At 36.9% G+C, this 18,078-nt stretch carries 16 protein-coding genes; 5 read left to right on the top strand and 11 right to left on the bottom strand.

Going from position 1 to position 18,078, the window contains the following annotated elements:
- Positions 1 to 123 precede the first annotated feature (123 nt).
- Together hxlB and F606_RS20600 are read right to left on the bottom strand one after the other, a co-directional pair.
- A complete protein-coding gene (hxlB, locus tag F606_RS0104895; RefSeq protein ID WP_019552761.1) occupies positions 124 to 681 on the bottom strand; it encodes a 6-phospho-3-hexuloisomerase in 558 nt (185 codons plus the stop codon).
- Positions 671 to 1,390 carry a ribulose-phosphate 3-epimerase gene (locus tag F606_RS20600; RefSeq protein ID WP_033368201.1) on the bottom strand — a complete coding sequence of 240 codons (720 nt, stop codon included), beginning with the start codon at positions 1,388 to 1,390 and terminating at the stop codon, positions 671 to 673. Before F606_RS20600 ends, hxlB begins: the two co-directional genes overlap by 11 nt.
- Positions 1,391 to 1,679: 289 nt before the next feature.
- On the opposite strand from F606_RS20600, the gene F606_RS0104885 reads away from it, so the two are divergent.
- Positions 1,680 to 2,456 carry a DeoR/GlpR family DNA-binding transcription regulator gene (locus tag F606_RS0104885; protein WP_019552759.1) on the top strand — a complete coding sequence of 259 codons (777 nt, stop codon included), beginning with the start codon at positions 1,680 to 1,682 and terminating at the stop codon, positions 2,454 to 2,456.
- A gap of 119 nt (positions 2,457 to 2,575) precedes the next feature.
- On the opposite strand, the gene F606_RS0104880 is transcribed toward F606_RS0104885, so the two are convergent.
- The gene (locus F606_RS0104880; RefSeq protein ID WP_019552758.1) at positions 2,576 to 2,977 is read right to left on the bottom strand and encodes a winged helix-turn-helix transcriptional regulator; all 402 of its coding nucleotides are present in this window, start codon (positions 2,975 to 2,977) and stop codon (positions 2,576 to 2,578) included.
- 114 nt (positions 2,978 to 3,091) lie between these two features.
- Here F606_RS0104880 and F606_RS0104875 point away from each other — a divergent pair, with 114 nt between their 5' ends.
- From F606_RS0104875 to rarD, 3 genes are all read left to right on the top strand, one after another.
- On the top strand, positions 3,092 to 3,664 hold the full coding sequence (locus tag F606_RS0104875) for a nitroreductase family protein (protein WP_019552757.1): 573 nt from the start codon (positions 3,092 to 3,094) through the stop codon (positions 3,662 to 3,664).
- Positions 3,630 to 4,607, top strand: coding sequence for an NADH:flavin oxidoreductase (locus F606_RS0104870; RefSeq protein WP_019552756.1), 978 nt, complete (start codon positions 3,630 to 3,632; stop codon positions 4,605 to 4,607). Before F606_RS0104875 ends, F606_RS0104870 begins: the two co-directional genes overlap by 35 nt.
- Positions 4,608 to 4,910: 303 nt before the next feature.
- Positions 4,911 to 5,816, top strand: a complete 906-nt coding sequence (rarD, locus tag F606_RS0104865) for an EamA family transporter RarD (protein WP_019552755.1) — start codon at positions 4,911 to 4,913, stop codon at positions 5,814 to 5,816.
- A gap of 22 nt (positions 5,817 to 5,838) precedes the next feature.
- Here the strand turns inward: rarD and F606_RS0104860 are convergent, their stop codons facing one another.
- From F606_RS0104860 to F606_RS0104835, 5 genes are all read right to left on the bottom strand, one after another.
- Positions 5,839 to 7,122 carry an MFS transporter gene (locus F606_RS0104860; protein WP_019552754.1) on the bottom strand — a complete coding sequence of 428 codons (1,284 nt, stop codon included), beginning with the start codon at positions 7,120 to 7,122 and terminating at the stop codon, positions 5,839 to 5,841.
- 55 nt (positions 7,123 to 7,177) lie between these two features.
- On the bottom strand, positions 7,178 to 8,197 hold the full coding sequence (locus tag F606_RS0104855; protein ID WP_019552753.1) for a zinc-binding alcohol dehydrogenase family protein: 1,020 nt from the start codon (positions 8,195 to 8,197) through the stop codon (positions 7,178 to 7,180).
- A 386-nt stretch (positions 8,198 to 8,583) separates the two neighbouring features.
- Positions 8,584 to 10,404 carry a sigma 54-interacting transcriptional regulator gene (locus F606_RS0104845; protein ID WP_019552751.1) on the bottom strand — a complete coding sequence of 607 codons (1,821 nt, stop codon included), beginning with the start codon at positions 10,402 to 10,404 and terminating at the stop codon, positions 8,584 to 8,586.
- A 194-nt stretch (positions 10,405 to 10,598) separates the two neighbouring features.
- Positions 10,599 to 11,693, bottom strand: a complete 1,095-nt coding sequence (locus F606_RS0104840) for a threonine synthase (RefSeq protein ID WP_019552750.1) — start codon at positions 11,691 to 11,693, stop codon at positions 10,599 to 10,601.
- The gene (locus tag F606_RS0104835) at positions 11,690 to 12,073 is read right to left on the bottom strand and encodes a RidA family protein (RefSeq protein WP_019552749.1); all 384 of its coding nucleotides are present in this window, start codon (positions 12,071 to 12,073) and stop codon (positions 11,690 to 11,692) included. The genes F606_RS0104840 and F606_RS0104835 overlap by 4 nt, the downstream gene beginning before the upstream one ends.
- A gap of 176 nt (positions 12,074 to 12,249) precedes the next feature.
- On the opposite strand from F606_RS0104835, the gene F606_RS0104830 reads away from it, so the two are divergent.
- Positions 12,250 to 12,894: a helix-turn-helix transcriptional regulator gene (locus tag F606_RS0104830; protein ID WP_019552748.1), complete on the top strand. Its 645-nt coding sequence runs from the start codon at positions 12,250 to 12,252 to the stop codon at positions 12,892 to 12,894.
- A 169-nt stretch (positions 12,895 to 13,063) separates the two neighbouring features.
- On the opposite strand, the gene F606_RS0104825 is transcribed toward F606_RS0104830, so the two are convergent.
- Genes F606_RS0104825 through F606_RS0104815 form a run of 3 tightly spaced genes read right to left on the bottom strand, consistent with a single transcriptional unit; the run spans position 13,064 to position 18,076 of the window.
- Positions 13,064 to 15,031: a methyl-accepting chemotaxis protein gene (locus F606_RS0104825; protein ID WP_019552747.1), complete on the bottom strand. Its 1,968-nt coding sequence runs from the start codon at positions 15,029 to 15,031 to the stop codon at positions 13,064 to 13,066.
- A gap of 32 nt (positions 15,032 to 15,063) precedes the next feature.
- Positions 15,064 to 16,845, bottom strand: coding sequence for an NADH-dependent [FeFe] hydrogenase, group A6 (locus F606_RS0104820; RefSeq protein ID WP_051083318.1), 1,782 nt, complete (start codon positions 16,843 to 16,845; stop codon positions 15,064 to 15,066).
- Positions 16,805 to 18,076 carry a complex I 51 kDa subunit family protein gene (locus tag F606_RS0104815; RefSeq protein WP_019552745.1) on the bottom strand — a complete coding sequence of 424 codons (1,272 nt, stop codon included), beginning with the start codon at positions 18,074 to 18,076 and terminating at the stop codon, positions 16,805 to 16,807. Before F606_RS0104815 ends, F606_RS0104820 begins: the two co-directional genes overlap by 41 nt.
- Positions 18,077 to 18,078 lie beyond the last annotated feature (2 nt).

The following is an 18,078-nucleotide window of genomic DNA, read 5'->3' as shown; positions in this document are numbered from 1 at the left end:
TTGCATTACATTAAAAAATTTAGCTTTGAGCAGATTATTATAATTTAATAATTCTGATTTTTTAATATATTAATGCATAAGGTTGCTTGAAGTATCACGACTATCTATTAATGAGTGCTACTCTTACTCCAGATTAGCGTGATAATTCCATAACTTTTTCAACTCAATATTTTTTTTATCGATAATCATCACTGCTACCACATCACCAAATAAAAACAGGCTTTGCTCAAATAAACTGGACATTGGCTGTTTTGATACAATTTCATCAGACAAATAAAGTTTTGTCTGAACCGGGATACGTACCATTAAATCTGTAATAGACGCCAAAGAACTTTTAGAATTGGACCCTATGTGTATGATTTTTCCACCTATCTGCTTAGCCTTTTTAGCGATAGCTACTGGAATTAAAGATTCACCACTGCCAGATCCTATCACTAAAACATCTTTTGATGTCATCGCTGGCTCATTAATATCACCCACGATATGCACCTTTATACCAAGATGTGCCAGCCTTTTAGCAAAAGCTTCTAATTCTAGTTTTACGCGGCCCACTCCTACAAAAAAAACTTGATCAGCTTCCAAAAGCATATTCATAAAGTTATTGACTTCGTCTTCATTAATTTTATCTAATGCTGATGAACATTCACTTAAAACTAGTTTTACTGCCATTTTATAATTCATCACTCTTACCTCCTTTAAAAAAATTATTAACGATTTCGTTCACCTGCTGATAATTTGCTGCATAACTATTTTCTTTACGAAAAACGCTTTTGCTGCCAGCTACCAATACATCCGCACCCGCGTTCAACAATTTAGGAATTGATTCCAATGAAACACGACCATCAACAATTATTTTAGCTTTAGAATTATGACACTTCAAAAATTCTTTGCAATGATGTATTTTTTCTAAAGCATATGGCACCATCCTCTCATTTTTCCCATCAGCATAGCCCGGGTTTATTAACATTAATAAAACATAATCACAAGCTTCAACAACGTACTCAAGTACGTCCAACGGAGTCGCTGGATTAAGAGCAATTCCGGCTTTGATATCTGCCTCTTTTATAAGTTGCAGCATCTTTTCTACATGAATACCTGATTCATAATGAAAAATAATACTAGCTGGTTTTATTTTCACCAGTTTTTTAATAAAGAATTCATTATCGGTAGACATGATATGCACATCAAAGTCCATACTACTTTTAGCTTTAAGCTGCTCCACGCTGGAAAGCCCTATCGGCATACTTGGGCTGAAATGTGGATCAATAATATCAACATGTAAGGATCGCATCCCTGCTTTTTGCAAAGTATTAACCTCCTGTTCTAAATTGCATAAATCTGCACATATAAGTGAAGGAGACACCTCTATATATTTTTTCAAACCCACCATTCCTTTCGCAATGTTTAACAACAATATTATTGTTTTAATGGCCTTTAAAGCAAGATTATCATTGTTTTATTATTTTGTCAATATTATTTTATTGTTTTTAATTGCAATAAATTGATTTTTGTATTGTTAAACATTGCGATTATTTGACATAAAAGGATTATAATATTACAATAATTATAATCCTTTAGTGATCATTGCTAAAAATATGGTATCATGATACTCGTTTTACATTCATATTCATAAAAAACAAGGAGATATCTCCAAATAATATTATTAAGAGGTGCTTATTATGCCCAAGCTTATAACAGCCGAAAGAAGAAATAACATAGCTGAATTAATTATCTCCAATGGAAGCATCAAAGTTGGAGAAGTCGCAAAAAAATTTGATGTTTCAACGGAAACTATTAGAAAAGATTTGATTTATTTGGATAAAATTGGCGTCATCAAAAAAAGTCGTGGTGGTGCTTTATCCTCTTTAGAGATTATTGAAAAGCCGCTAGAATATAGAAACACGGAAAATTTTGATTTAAAAAATGCTATAGCAAATAAAGCCCTTTCTTTTGTAAAAAATAATTCTGTTATTTTTATTGATGCTGGCAGCACCACTCTGTGTCTGGCCAAACTCCTGTATTTAAAAAAAGGACTTACTATTATTACCAACTCATTTAGTGCTGCCAACGTTTTATCCAATAGCCAAAACATAATACACATGAGCGGTGGGCAGTTAAACAATACCACCATGGCTTTAGAAGGCTTCGGTGCTACTAATTTTCTAAGTAAAATTAAAGTTGATATAGCTTTTTTAGGCTCCAGTGGCTTTAAAGAACATAATGGACCGACTTCTATAGATTTTTCCGATGCTAATGTTAAGCAAACAATGATTGATAACTCTAAACTAGCCGTAGTTTTAGCAGACAGTAACAAATCACGCTCTACAGCTTTAGTGGAATACACCTCTTGGAAAAATATAGATTATTTAGTCACGGATGACGGAATGGCTTCTATTGATGCAGATAATTTAAAAAAACATGTTGAATTAATTATAATAACTTCATTCCCACAGTAAAAATTTACAATATTTAGAAAAAGCTCTAAATTGGTCACAAAAAAAGCATCGGCTTCACAGTCGATGCTTTTTTTGTGACCAATTTAGTTGAAAGACCTAGAGTTTTATTCATAGATACTTTATTCGGCTTGCATCGTAATGACTTTTTGTGAATAATTCACCGATTTTTCCTCACAAGAATCATTTAGCATTTGCCTTTTCCCCCACTGATTGATAATCTCCAATGCCGGAAGTATTTCTCTGCAGCTTTCCGTCAATGAATATTCTACATGAGGAGGAATTTGATTGTGGGCAATCCTATTTACAAGATGATGTTCCTCCAACCCTTGCAAAGCACGGGTAAGCATAATATTTGTAATACCATTTAAATGACGTTTGAGTTCATTATATCTCATACTTTTCTGTGCAGAAAGTTCCCATATAATCGGCAGTCTCCATTTTCCTCCAATAATTTCCAGAGCATGCATTACAGCACACTTATGAACATGCACGGAATTGACCTCATTCGATTTTTTAACCATACTAACCTCCAACTTTTAAGGCACAAAAATGTGCGTACTTGTACTTTTGTTCTTATCTCTTTATACTCAGTGTAACAACTCATAAAATATTTGTAAAGAGAAAAGAGGACGAAAATGAATTTTATAACACTGGCCGAGAAAAGATTTTCCGTACGTAAGTTCAAAAGCACATTAGTTGAAAAAGAAAAACTTGACCTTATTCTGAAAGCCGGACAATTAGCCCCGACTGCTGTAAATTTTCAACCACAACGTATCCTTGTCATTCAAAACGAAGCCGGACTGAAAAAGTTACAAGAATGTACCCCTTATCATTTCCATGCCCCCCTGGCACTACTTGTTTGTTATGACAAAACAACTAGTGCTGAGCGAAGTTTTGATCATAAAAACAGCGGTGATATTGATGCCAGTATTGTAGCAACACAAATGATACTGGAAGCCACGGACATTGGCATTGGAAGCACCTGGGTAATGCATTTTGACCCACAGAAAATCAAAAAATCCTATGCGATTCCAGACCAGTTCGAGCCAGTTGCTTTACTAGTAATGGGTTACCCTGCGGATGATGCCGCTCCAAGTAAATTGCACGCCCAGCGCAATGCTATTGATCAAACTGTATTTTATGATGACTTTTCTGGATGGGAGGGCATTAAAAATGACAACATTACAAGCACCAATCACCATTCGTAATATTTCGTTTAAAAACCGCATTGTAATGGTTCCTATGGTTACTTTTTCTTTTCATGGAGATAATGGTTCATATTACGGTAACCAGCATATAGAGCATTATACAGAAAGAGCAAAAGGTGGTGCTGGTCTTATTATCGTGCAGGCAACCGATATTTTTGGTGCTTCAACCTTAACAAAAATGTGGTCTCCTGATAACATGGAAACATTAACGAAAATTGCCAGCAATGTCCACGCCTATGGTGCCGTTGCGATGATGCAGCTTGCTATCTATAATGAAATGGACATCAATTTGCTGACAATTACTCAAATTCATGCGATTCAGTCTGAAATGAAACAAGCTGCAATAAATGCCTGTAATATGGGCTTTAATGGCGTGGAATATCATTTTGTACATGGTTATACCCTTTGTAAATTTTTAGATGCATCATTGAATCGTCGCTCCGATGAATTTGGCGGCAATGCAAAAAACAGAGCAAATATTTTAACCGAAATTCTTCCCGATATTCGGGAAAATACCCATAGCAGCTTTATAGTCTCCGTCCGAATGGGTGAATACCAGCCTGATAGCCGCAACGGCATCGAAGTAGCTCAGCTATTTGAAAAAGCTGGAATAGACATGTTAAATATATCTTATGCAATGGAGCCTCCTGTGAACCCCGTTCCTGATAAATTTGAATGCAGTCCTATAACTTATAGTGGCTGTAAAATCAAAAAAGAAGTAAATATTCCCGTAATTGCTGTAAATGAAATTCGTACAGAAAAACAGGTTCGATTTTTAATTGATAATAAGTATGTAGATTTTGTCGGTATCGGCAGAGGAATGCTTACCGATGCTGCGTTTGCAAACCATGTACTACAGCATGAACCTGTGAATAAGTGCTTTGGCTGCAAAAAATGTTTATGGTTTAGCGATCATACAAAGTGCCCGGCTAGAAAAAAATAGTTCTGTTGTTGCAAAATACTGGAACACTGACAAAAAATCATATTACATTTTCCATGAAAAAACTGACCCCCATAAATTAGATTTAGGTCTAACTTATGGGAGTCAGTTTTTTCAACTAAAATATTGGTCTTTTTGTTATGAGAAATTCTTTATACTCTGGCAGTATGACCAGTTTAAGATTTGATGATCTGCCAAAAGTCTAGTATAATGAGCAAAGCCTTTCACCAGACCTTCCTCATCCGTGGAAACGACTGGTGACCTGTAAAACTAATCAGGTAATCTCATTTCAGAAAGAAGGCTCATATGAAATTGAGTAGTGAAAAAAAATGTATTCTCTATGCAGTACTTTCTTATCTTATGTGGGGTCTTACACCAATTTATTGGAAACTAATCCAGCACGTATCTTCAGAAGAAATTTTAGCACAGAGAATTTTTTGGTCTTTTGTTTTTATGCTTGGAATTCTACTTATCATGAAAAAATGGTGTATTTTTATTAGTTTCATAAAAGAGATCCTTGGCAAACCAAGACTATTGCTATTACTTTGTATTGCTTCAATATTAATTAGTGCAAACTGGGGTATTTTTATGTGGGCAGTGATCCATGGAAGGATATTAGAAGCCAGCCTTGGACAATATATTACACCCCTTACCAGTATATTATTGGGTATAATTCTATTAAAAGAACGATTAAACAAAACACAAACCTTTGCATTTTTATTAGCCGGAATTGGTGTATTCATCTTAACGTTTCATTACGGCGGGGTTCCTTGGTTGTCGCTTAGTTTGGCTCTCACCTTTGCATTTTACGGTTTAGTAAAGAAGGTTATTAAAACAGATTCGACAATGGGACTAGCCATAGAAACAATGTCAATTGCCCCATTTGCATTCTTATATTTAAGTCATTTGATGGTGCAAACGCAATTGCAATTCACTGAATCCATTTCAACAAGTTTGCTATTAATGGGCAGCGGTGCAGTAACCGCTCTACCGCTTTTATTATTTACAAAGAGTGCGAAAACTGTTTCCTTATCCATGTTAGGTATACTTCAATATATTTCGCCAACTCTATCACTCCTGGTCGGTGTCTTTCTTTATCGTGAAACACTATCAACAGCCCACATAATGGCATTTATCTTTATCTGGTCAGCTCTTGCGCTATATACTTTTTCTTCGGTTTCCAACCGAGGAAAAAAAGTTTCACCTCGCTAACAATAGCACATCCGCTACTGCCTCAAGCATCCACTTCAATTGCTTTTAATTCAGTTAAATAAAAAGCATAAGTGAAAGCTCCAACGAGACAAGCTGCACCGGAAACAGCAAGTGCCGTGCCAAAATTGCCGCTGGTACTGATGAGATATCCTGTAATAATCGGACCAAGAAACCCGCCTATATTAGATGCACAATTTTGAATTCCACCCAAAACAGAAGTCATATTACGCGGTGCAACATCACCAGGAAGTGACCATAGTGCGGATCCGGCAAAAGCCAAACCTGAATATGATATACATAATAAAACCATAGCTACCGTATTAGATTCCACAAAACCAGCAAATGTAACCGACGTCGCAAAAAGCATCCCAATAACAAGATTTATTTTTCTAGCTTTTGTTAGATTGCCTGTTTTTTTATACGTATAGTCCGTAAACCAGCCGCCAAACCATTGGACCACGATTCCACATAATGGTGGCAGCATAGCCATCCAGCCCATTGTCGTCAATTGCATACCACGATCATTTACTAAATAGGTTGGAAACCATGTAATGAAAAAGTACACTGCATAATTCAGACAGAAAAATCCAAGACACATAGCTTTTACATTACGATATTTCAATAATTCATACCATTTCATTGGTTGCGTTTTATCAATACCCTCTTTTTTCATTTGATTATCACGGATGTACCTCAATTCAAGTTCATTGATAAATTTGTGTCTTTCTGGGTCATTATAATATGCGAGCCAAGCAACTGCCCAAACAATTCCCAAAGCACCACAAACAACAAACGGGAACTGCCAGCCATACATGGCTACCATCCAAGCAACGAATGGCATAGCAAATGCTGTGCCAAATCGACTACCGCTATCAAACAAAGCCGTCACTTTACCGCGTTCATTGTCAGGAAACCATTTTGCTGTAATACCAGCGTTGCAGGGATATACACCGGCTTCCCCCATCCCCATGAATAGCCTCGCACTTATAAGTCCACTTATTGTTTTTGCTCCAGCCGTCGCAGCTGTTGCTATAGACCACCACACAACTGCTACTGCCAAACAAATACGTTGTCCAAAGCGGTCGGCCAGCCAGCCCGTCGGAATTTGAAATAAAGCATAACTTAGGAAGAACATGGACATGATCCAGCCCATCTCAGTTGAACTTATATGCAATTCCTTCATCATTGTCGGCGTAGCTGCGGACATAACAGTACGGTCTAAATAATTTATTGCAATTGCACCTAGCATAAAGATGGCAACAACATACCTAGCTTTTGTCATTTTTTGTGATTTTGCAATTTCCATTTCATAACACTCCTTAAAAATACTATAGTTAAACTTTTAAAATCCTTTATTTTAACTAAAATTTCAAGACCACTTTTAGCATTGATGCAGCATTTTTATCAAAGTCGTCAAAAGCCTTTGCCGCATCTTCCATTTTATAGGTATTGGTAATTATTTTTTCTAAATCAACTTTCCCGCTTTTTACTAAATCAATCAAAGCAAGAAAATCTTTTTTTAATGCATTTCTAGAACCAAAAACATTTAATTCTTTTTTCTGCAATAAAGTAAAATCAAAATCAAGATTTTTCTTACCAACACCAATTTGGATAACTTTACCACCAAAAGCTACAGCATCAATACAATTTTGAAATGTTGACGGTAAGCCAACGGCTTCAATTGTAACATCAAAGCCCTTACCTTCTGTACACTCTGCTATTTTCTTCGTAAAATTTTCTGCACTATCGTTTAAGATTCCACCTGCCAGTTCAAACGTATTTACTGCATATTCCATTTTTCCTTTCGCAACATCTGCTATATAAACCTTTGCCCCCAAAGCTCGGGCAGAGACAGCCGCCAATACGCCAATGGTACCAGCACCAATTACCAAAACTCGATTCCCCTTTTGCACATTGGCACGGCTAACACCATGATAACTTATACAAAACGGTTCAATCAAAGCCAACGTTTTAGCCGGAAGCCCTTTCCCATCATAGATACGTTCAATCGGCATCGTTATATATTCAGAAAAAGCCCCATCCCTTTGTGCCCCTAGTGTCTCATTACTTGTACAGCAATTCACGAGCCCGCGTTCACAAGAATAACATTTTCCACAATTAAAATATGGATTACAGGTTACAATCATTCCTTTTTTTAGTCCCTGATGATTTGCGCCTATTTCCATAATCTCTGCTGAAAATTCATGTCCGGGAATTCTTGGATAAGAAGCATATGCAAAAGTACCTCGATAAGTCCCAAGATCGCTGCCACAAATCCCGCCATACAAAACCTTCAATAACGCTTCACCTTCTTTGGGTACTGGTTTTTCTACTTCATGGATTTCTACACGACCAGGTTGATTAATTATTATGCTTTTCATTTCAACAAGCCCTCTCTTTTTTTAATTTATTGTGATAAAAATTACGCACAAGTCATCTACATACAAAACACAGTATATTCAGAAACAAGTAACTATTTCTGATTCAAATCTTATGTACCGTAATTTATAACATGAATGAGTTCCTATGTATGCTAAATTTCATTCGCAAAAATTATCACACTATAAACTAAAGCAATAACAGTGCCAACTTTCACTGTGTATTCATTATTTTCTGAATATACAATGCCTAAACCTAGGTATTTCACGATAAAAACCTGCTCAAAAAAATTTTCGAGCAGGTTTTTTTACAAGAATTTTATTTTGATTTTTCTCACAACTCAAGTAAATAGTTTCAAAAATGAATTACTTGTATTTCATTTTTGAAACTATTTTGTTTTTCTCCATAAAGTTACACGACTAATTCCCATTTTTGCACACACCTCTTCTGCTGTATGTGTTTTTAATAAATGTCGAATAATTTCACGTTCCATCTCTTTGAGAGATAGATTGGTCGATAAATGAATGTCTAACCCTTCGGATTCTACAATGGGTTCTAAAATTGATGCCGCCTGTCTGGCATCAATAACTCCACTTTCAAAAGCCAAAACCTCTGCAACATTTTTTAACTCACGAATATTTCCCGGCCAACTATATTCCATTAAAATTTTTTCACTTTTTGCATCCAGCTTGGGAAAATCATTTTCATCGGTATGATATTTTCTTAGATAATAATTAAAAATCGGCATAATATCTTCCTGTCGTTCTTTCAATGAAGGCAGCTGTAACTTTAATACATTAATCCTATAATATAAATCAAAACGGAATTTTCCCGCTTGAGATAATTTTAATAAATCTTTATTCGTTGCACAAATAACACGAATATCAAGCGGCACAATTTTGTCATCACCAATGCGCATAATCTCACGTTCTTGTAAGACACGCAGTAACCGGCTCTGAACCGCTAGTGGCATTTCACCAATTTCATCGAGGAATATTGTCCCCTTATGGGCTAGTTCAAAAAGACCACGCTTTCCTGATTTACGCGCTCCTGTAAAAGCACCTTCCGCATAGCCAAACAATTCACTTTCAATCAAATTAGGCGGCAAGGATGCACAATTCACGGATATAAATGGTTCCTGAGCTCGCTGACTCGCATTATGTATGCTTTGAGCCAGTCCCTCCTTGCCGGTTCCCGTATCACCATAAATCAAGACATTCGACTTTACTGCCGCAAATTTTTGTGCCGTCATTACAACCTGTTTCATAACCGGAGAACGCGTTATAATATCTGCGAAATGCCATTTTGCATAAAAACCCTTGTTATACATCGACAGTCTTATTTTTCGTTCGTTTTTTTCGATACGGCTTATTTCTTGAAAGATCCATACATCATTTTTATATTGATTATATACCTCCAGCGAAATACTTTTTAATAAAATTTGATTGTCACCGATTTCAACTATCTTCTCCTTATGAACGCCTTCTATTTTTCTCAATATATCCTGCCGCCAGTCAAAATCATTTTCAGTATTTAATATTTCGTTGGCAATCCGATTCGAAAAAATCGGTTTTTGTTCACGATCCAGAATCACAACCCCTTCCTGAATATTATTAATAATGGCGTTCATTCTTTCCAGTTGAAGTGTGGCAATGCCTTTTGAATAAACGATATTTTGTGCTTCCTTAATCGCCTTGCGTATGGATATTTCCCCTGATTCAATATAAGCATGATCAACACCACAGGCAACTGCCGCTTCAACAGCTCGTTTACAGCCAATAATATAATCAATGCCCTCTTTTTCTAAAAACATTACCCGTTTGGCTATTTCTCTATCACTCCTACACGGTCGTACTTGTATCTTTACACCCAAAAAGCTAAAATCTGTTTCTACATTGTCAATAATATTATCCTTCGTTACGATTGCAATACGTTTATAGCCTTTACACAAAGCCTTTTCGATAATCAGTAAAATATCCGTAAACGATGTATTAATTTCAACGATTGTTTTCTCTGGTAAAACTTTCAAATCAGCCGCCGTCCCGCCACGGCTTATTAATACAGATACGTTGGGAAATTTCTTGATGGCTGGCAACGCTGTTTCATTGTTGGCAATAATAACTGGTATTGATAGTTCCATTTCTAAAATAACACGTTTCGCAACATCCGCTATTTCTTTAAACGGAGCAACAAATAAAATTGACTCCATATTTATACACCTCTTCTAATCCAAATCCTCTATGAGTATACTACAAAAATCATCGTCTTCTGTTCAAATCACAAATGATCGACCTCTACCTAAATATAACCGCGACGGACATGACATAATAAAAAAACAACTTCCTATAATTTTATCATAGAAAGTTGTTTTTAATTCATTATTTATATAGTTTTTTACTGCCATTAATGATCTGATTTAAGACCAGCGCCACACATAGGAAGCAAACAATCCGTTGTTTTGCCATTTAACTCACAATATTTCATATATGCTGCATACGTGGCAGCTGTCGTATGTTCACAGTAAATCCCTTTCGCCGCCAGTGCCATTCTAGCTTCCATAATGTGATTTTCAGGAGCTGTAATTATTTTTATATGATACTTATAGATATATTCCAATATTTCATCACCGCGCATCGGTACGCCGATTGCAATCCCCTCCGCCATTGTCGGTGAAGGAGTTACTATAGCTGGATGTTTTGACCCAATACGTACAGCCTTCGCAAAAGGATCACAACACTCACTTTGAACTGCAATAATATTAGGAAATTTTTCAATAATCCCACTATCCATAAGTTCCTCCAACGCCTTTACAATACCAATAAACAAGGTTCCGTTACCTAACGGAACAAAAATGTTTTGGGGTATTCGATGCAACTGTTCAAAAACTTCATAAATATAAGTTTTTGTTCCTTGATAGAAGAATGGATTATAAACATGGTTTGCATAATACATTCCTTCTGATTCTACTTTCGCCCGACAGACATCGGCACAGTGATCTCTCGACCCCGGGACAATATTCACCCGAGCCTTATGAGATTCAATCATATGAATCTTTTTTTGTGATGTTCCTTCAGGAACAAAAATCTCACAAGCAATACCCGTTTTTGCACAATAAGCCGCTACACTATTTCCAGCATTCCCACTGCTGTCTTGTACAACAGAATCTACTCCAATCGATTTACAATGAGCCATCAATACAGCTGCCCCTCTATCTTTAAAAGATAAAGTTGGCATGTAATACTCCATTTTCAATAGAACGTCCTCATCAAACTCTATTACAGGTGTCATACCTTCTCCTAAAGTAACTTCACGCCAATATTCGTCATAAATTGGCATAAATGCTCGATAACGAAAAAGACTCCACGTATCACGATCAATCAAAGACAGATCAAACTTCGGCGGTTTATAATCAAGCTTCCAAAGACCACCACAATCGCACATTGCCTTTCTAGTTGTTACCGATATCGATTTTCCACATTTCGAACAAATATATTTCATTTATTATTCACCTCAGCAATAGCCTCAATTTCCACAAGACAGCCGAAATGAAGCCGCCCTACAGGTACAACGATTCGAGCTGGTTTGTGTTCCCTAAAAAATTCCGTATAAACACGATTTACCGCATCCCATTTTTCAATATCCGAAATATAGACTCTGCACTGGACAACATCCGTGCGACAACAATTCGATTCATTTAAAATATGATCAAGATTTGCCAAAGCAAGCCTTGCGTGTTCTTCTATTCCGCCATTTGCCACTTTGTGTGTATCAGGATCAATGGATAGTTGTCCCGAAATATACAGCATTCCATTTGAAATAATTCCCGGGGTATAATGTCCTTTGTTTTCAGAAGCATATCTGGGTATAATTTTTTCCATAATATGTAACCTTTCATTTTGCTAACATATAAATTTTCAAAGTAAAATATTTGACTATCATATAAAAAAATATATAATAAATAGTATATTCTACCTCTTTTCTATATTATATATAAAAAATTATACAAATTCAAGGTGTTTGTAGATTTTTTTATACAAAAGGAGTTAAAATTTAAGTGACTAGTAAAAATAAGGCATTAGAAACCTACATACCCATCGCAAATTTAATAGCGCAAACCTTCGGCAAAAATTGTGAAGTAGTACTCCATGATTTATCAATTCCTCAAAATTCAGTGGTATATACCGTTAATAACCACGTCACGGGACGTCAGGTCGGACAACCATTTGAACATTTAATAAAAGACGTTTTGCTCTCCAAAAATTTTGAGAACGATTGTACCGCAAATTACAGAACTACGACCATTGCTGGGAAAAAAATCAAATCGTCCACGGCACTTCTTCGCGATGCTAAGGGTGAAGTAATAGGTGCTTTGTGTGTAAATTACGATTTAAGCCCATTAAACGATATGAAAATATTATTAGATGAATTTATGGACACACAGCAAGAAAAAATCGAAGCCACTGTAGAACCCTTTGATAACGTTATCGAAATCGTAGAAGATCTTATAAATAAAATGATTGGCAATAGCTCTGTAACAACTTTAAAACGAAAAGATAAAATTGAATTGATTCAATTTATGGACAAAAAAGGTGTTTTTCTAATCAAAGGAGCAATAGAAAAAGTTGCTGAAAAATTAAATATATCCAAGGTTACGGTTTACAGCTATCTTGACGCTATAAAAAAGAGCGAAAATGAGTAAACCGGGTTTACTCCTGATATATCAAGCAAAACCGACTTACTGACGAAGTCATGACCTCAATTTCAAAAGTTCAATCCATCATATAATGTTCCTTATAAACTAATCGGACTGCAGAAAATTTCTGCAGTCCAATTGTATTTTTATCCTATATAAATAAGTTTTTCTTGAATCAGATTTTAAACTTACTAACCGCATGCTGTAATTCCTCAGCCATCTGAGCTAAAGCCTGACTAGATGATGCAATTTCTTGCATACCAGCAGATTGTTCTTCCGTTGATGCTAAAACAGTCTGCGTTTGTCCTGATGTTTCTCCGCTAATATGATTTATTGACTCAATATCAGAAACCAAATTTTTACTGTCAACCGACACCTGCCCAATTACAGCTGAAATACCATGAGCTTCGGACTCTGCTTGTTTAACCAATTCAGCAATCTCTTTAAAGGTCAAGCCAGCTGAAGTGACAACTTCTGTACCACAGATTACTTCATGAGTTCCCGCATCCATAGAAATGACCGCACATTCTGTATCAGACTGAATTTCACCAATAAGAGTCGCAATTTTTTTGGCCGACCCCTCCGATTGTTCGGCTAGTTTGCGCACTTCTTCTGCCACCACCGCAAAACCACGTCCCTGATCACCAGCTCGAGCAGCCTCAATCGCAGCGTTAAGTGCCAATAAATTAGTTTGCCCGGCAATTCCTGAAATAGCACTCACTATTTGTCCAATCTCCTTGGAACGTTCACCCAATTTCCCAACAACTTCAGCTACTTTTTCAATTGCAATTTCAATATTTTTCATCTGATCTGAGGCAGATTGCAGCGCTTTATTCCCCGTTTCGGCAGCCTGAGATGTTTTGCTGGTAACATGAACTACACTAGCTGCACCATCAATTGCCTGTTGAATATTTCCAGACATTTTTTCTACAATAAGAGTTGCTGTATCCACAGCCTTGACCTGTATGTCTGCTCCTTTGGCAACCTCTGCAATAACAAGAGTAACTTGGTTAGCTGCCTCAGCCGATTGTCCTACACTAGAAGTTAACTGTTCAGATGATGAAGCTACTTGTAAGGCGGATTGTTTGATATGTCCAACCAAACCTTGAATATTCTGCATCATTATTTTAAACGACTCTGCCAATTTGCCAATTTCATTTTTCTCTTGTATATCTATAACCGTTGTACAATCACCATTCGACAATTTTTCAGCCGCCACCTGCAACTGTTTTAAAGGCTTGATAAGACGTCTTGTAAAGAACAATACCGCCAATGCTGCTAAAACAACAAGAATAATAGCAGAAATAATGGACCATAAGCGAATGGCTATCAGCGGATTCTTAAATTCATGGACGAAAGCTGTTGCTGTAATTGCCCAGTTTACATTCTTCAACGGGGCATAAGACACATATTCAGCTTCTCCATTTTCCACAATCTCCTCAATACCTGATTGTGCATTTTTTAGTTTTTTTACAACTCCAGACAAGGGGCTGTCTGCCTCCTGTAATGGATTATACTGCAAATTTTTTTTCGAATCTCGATCCACTAAAACAGTACCATCTAATTGATACAATGTAGCAAACCCCGACTGCCCAATTTTAATGGAAGAAATCAATTGCATCAATTCATCCATTTTTACATTACCGCCCAAAATCGCTACTAACTGTCCATCTTTAATCACCGGAACAGCAACAACAACTGCCATTTTTCCATCTGCCTTCCCAATCAAAGGCTCAGAAATTACAGTTTTTTTCGTTGTTAAAACCTGTTTATAATAAGCTCTCTCTTGAATACTTCCCGATGAGCCGACTGGCGAATACCAATTTCCATCTGGATCAGATACCCAAAAAGTACTATAAATTGGCAGCCTTTGATTTTCCTGCAGCAAATATGTATTAATTGCCTTTTCATCACCACTACGCAAGACTGGAGAATTCGCCAAGCCCTCCAATTCCGACATACGCAATTGCAGCCAACAGTCAACATTTCCTGCTGCTTCTCTGGTCGTATCCGTTAAATGTTGTTCTATGCCATCAACCAAAACAGTTTCCGTTTTGATATAGTTGATCGTTGTTAAGGTACCGGCCGTAACCACTAAAATTGTAATCATTAATATAATAAAAATAGATTGAATACTTCTCATATAAATCCCAGCGGCCTCCTTATTTTAAATTTTTATGATTCATCTAAATAAGAAAAATCATACCTTTTATTCGCTTTATGATAATGTGTATGCAACAACTCATGTGATTTCTCACTAAGGGGTTTCCCCAAAAACTCTCGATATAGTTTTTGCACTTCTGGATTTTCATGCGATTTTCTAATCTTCTTACTACAATCAATTTCATAAATTGCATCCATACGCATTTTCTTGCCGTCAATTGTTGTGTTAAGCGGTTGGCCACCTCCACCTATACACCCGCCTGGACAAGCCATAATTTCAATAAACGTGTATGGACTCGTTCCCGCTTTAATTTGTTCCATAATTTTTTGGGCATTAGCAAGTCCATGTGCTACTGCGATTTTCAATTTTCTACCCTTTAAATCAACTTCAGCCTCTTTAATTCCTTGCAAACCCCTTGCATCTTTAAATTCGAGTTTTTCAAGTTCATCTTCCATTACCACTTCATATACGGTCCTGACAGCAGCTTCCGTGACTCCCCCTGTTGTCCCAAAAATAACACCCGCACCAGTTCCTTCTCCCAACGGACTATCAAATTCAGACTCTTCTAAAGCGACAAAATCTATTCCAGCATACTGAATCATTTTTGCAAGTTCCCGCGTCGTAATAACAATATCCACGTCTCGTACCCCATCGTTTGCCATCTCGGGTCTCGCCGCCTCAAATTTTTTTGTAACGCAAGGCATAACAGATACCGTTATAATGTTCTTTTTATTCATATTGCTTTTGTCAGCGTAATAAGATTTTGCGATTGCACCAAAGATTTGCTGCGGAGATTTTGCTGTAGACAAATGATCAATCTGATCACTATAATGTTTTTCCATATAATTTACCCAGCCTGGACTGCAAGAAGTAATCATTGGCAATATTCCATTATTACGAATTCTATCCAATAGCTCATTCCCTTCTTCCATAATAGTCACATCGGCAGCAAATACGGTATCAAACACTTTATCAAAACCAAGCTGCTTCAAAGCGGTCACCATTTTGCCAGTTACAACAGTTCCTTTCTCCAACTCAAAAATATCGCCAAGAGCCACTCTAACAGCAGGTGCTACTTGAACAATAACATGTTTCCCCGAATCTTGTATGGCTTCCCGAACTGTTTGCGTATTATCTTTTTCTACAATAGCACCGACAGGACATACCGTCGTACATTGACCGCAAAGCACACAATCCGTATCCATCAAGGACTTGTTATAGGCGGTTGTAAACGTAAATGTTTCAGATCGTCCGGCCCAGGTTATAGCACTTACCCCCTGCACGTCGCGACAAATCTTATCACAGCGGCCACACTTTACACATTTATCCATATTACGTTCAATACATGGATTATCATCTAAATAAACAGGATTTACCGTTTTATCCAGTGTCTGCCTTTGAATTCCAAACCGCATACAAAGATTCTGAAGTTCACAATTTCCATTTCTTGAACAAGACAAACAGTCCTGTTTATGATTGGCCAAAATCATTTCCAGAATACCTTTTTGTGTATCATACACTTTCTTGGTGTTCGTTAGAATTTCCATCCCATCCCATACATAAGTTGAACAGGCCGCTGACATTTTTTTACTGCCAACAACTTCAACCGAACAAATACGACATAATGCTTTGATTCTTTGGTCCGGATGATAACATAGATGAGGAATTTCTATATTTAAACTTTTTGCCGCTTCAATAATTCGGGTCCCTGATTCAACTTCAATCAAAACTCCATTAATTTTCACATTGATTTTAGCCAATTTCCACACCTCGTTCCATGATTTTAAATTCATCAGGAAATACTTTCATAGCTGTTTTAAGAGCATTTTGCGATGCCTGTCCCAGTCCACACAAAGAAGATACTGTCATAATATCTGCAATTGAGTTAAGTTTTTCGATATCTGCCTGCGTATGTACTCCATCTTTAATCTTTTGCAGCAATAACCGAATCTGTCGATTGCCTTCACGGCAGGGAGCACATTGTCCACAGCTTTCATGACTGAAAAATGCCTGTGTTGTAATTAAAAAATCAATTACACTTGTACTTTCATCGACAACTAAGATAGCTCCTGATCCTATCCCCACACCAGCCTTTATCAAATGTTCATAAGAATATGGTGTATCAAGTATATCTTTACTAGCAACTTTACCGGATGCTCCGCCAAATTGTATAAGCCTAATTGGCTGATCTTCCAGCCCCCCGGCAAGTCCATAAATAATATCTCTTATTGTTATTCCAAAAGGAATTTCGAAAACGCCCGGCTGCTTTACATTCCCGGCAACACTAATCAGTTTCGTTCCAATGGAATTTTTTTCTCCTTTCGTTCCATACGTCTGATATATGTTATTTTCATCATTCACAATAGCTGCAACAAGTGATAAGCTCTCAACATTTTGTACACATGTCGGATGATTATACAAACCACACTGTTTTATATAAGGTGGTTTCATTCTAGGCCTGCCGCTTTTACCTTCTATAGATTCAATCAGCGCCGTCCCTTCACCACATACATATGCCCCGGCACCACTGCAAAGATGTAATTCATAATCAAAGCCTTTTTTACCAAGAATATTCTTTCCCAAAAAGTTTTTTTCCGTAAGCTGCTCGATCGCGTTTAACAAGATAGATTTCAAATAACTGTATTCTTCACGCAAATAAATATAACCATGTTGTGCCTCAATGACATATCCAGCAATAATCATACCTTCCAACAAATTGAAAGGATCATTTTGAATAAGAGTTCTATCTTTAAATGTACAAGGTTCCCCTTCATCGGCATTACAAATGATCACTTTTTCTGCCGCTTTTACAGCTCTTGCCTGCAGCCATTTTTTTCCCATTGGATACGCGGCTCCACCCCGTCCTTTAATGCCTGCTGCGGTAAGCAATGCTGCTATATCATCGCCTGGCATCTGAATCGCTTTTTTTAAGGCTGTTAATCCACCAATTTCCATATAAGAAGCAAGCGAACGGATATCATAACGGCCAAAATTTTTCGTCATAAACTTAACTGCCATTGTCATCA

This window comes from Propionispira raffinosivorans DSM 20765, from assembly GCF_000381065.1.
Lineage (GTDB): Bacteria > Bacillota > Negativicutes > Selenomonadales > Selenomonadaceae > Propionispira > Propionispira raffinosivorans.
This window is presented reverse-complemented; position numbering and strand designations above follow the sequence as displayed.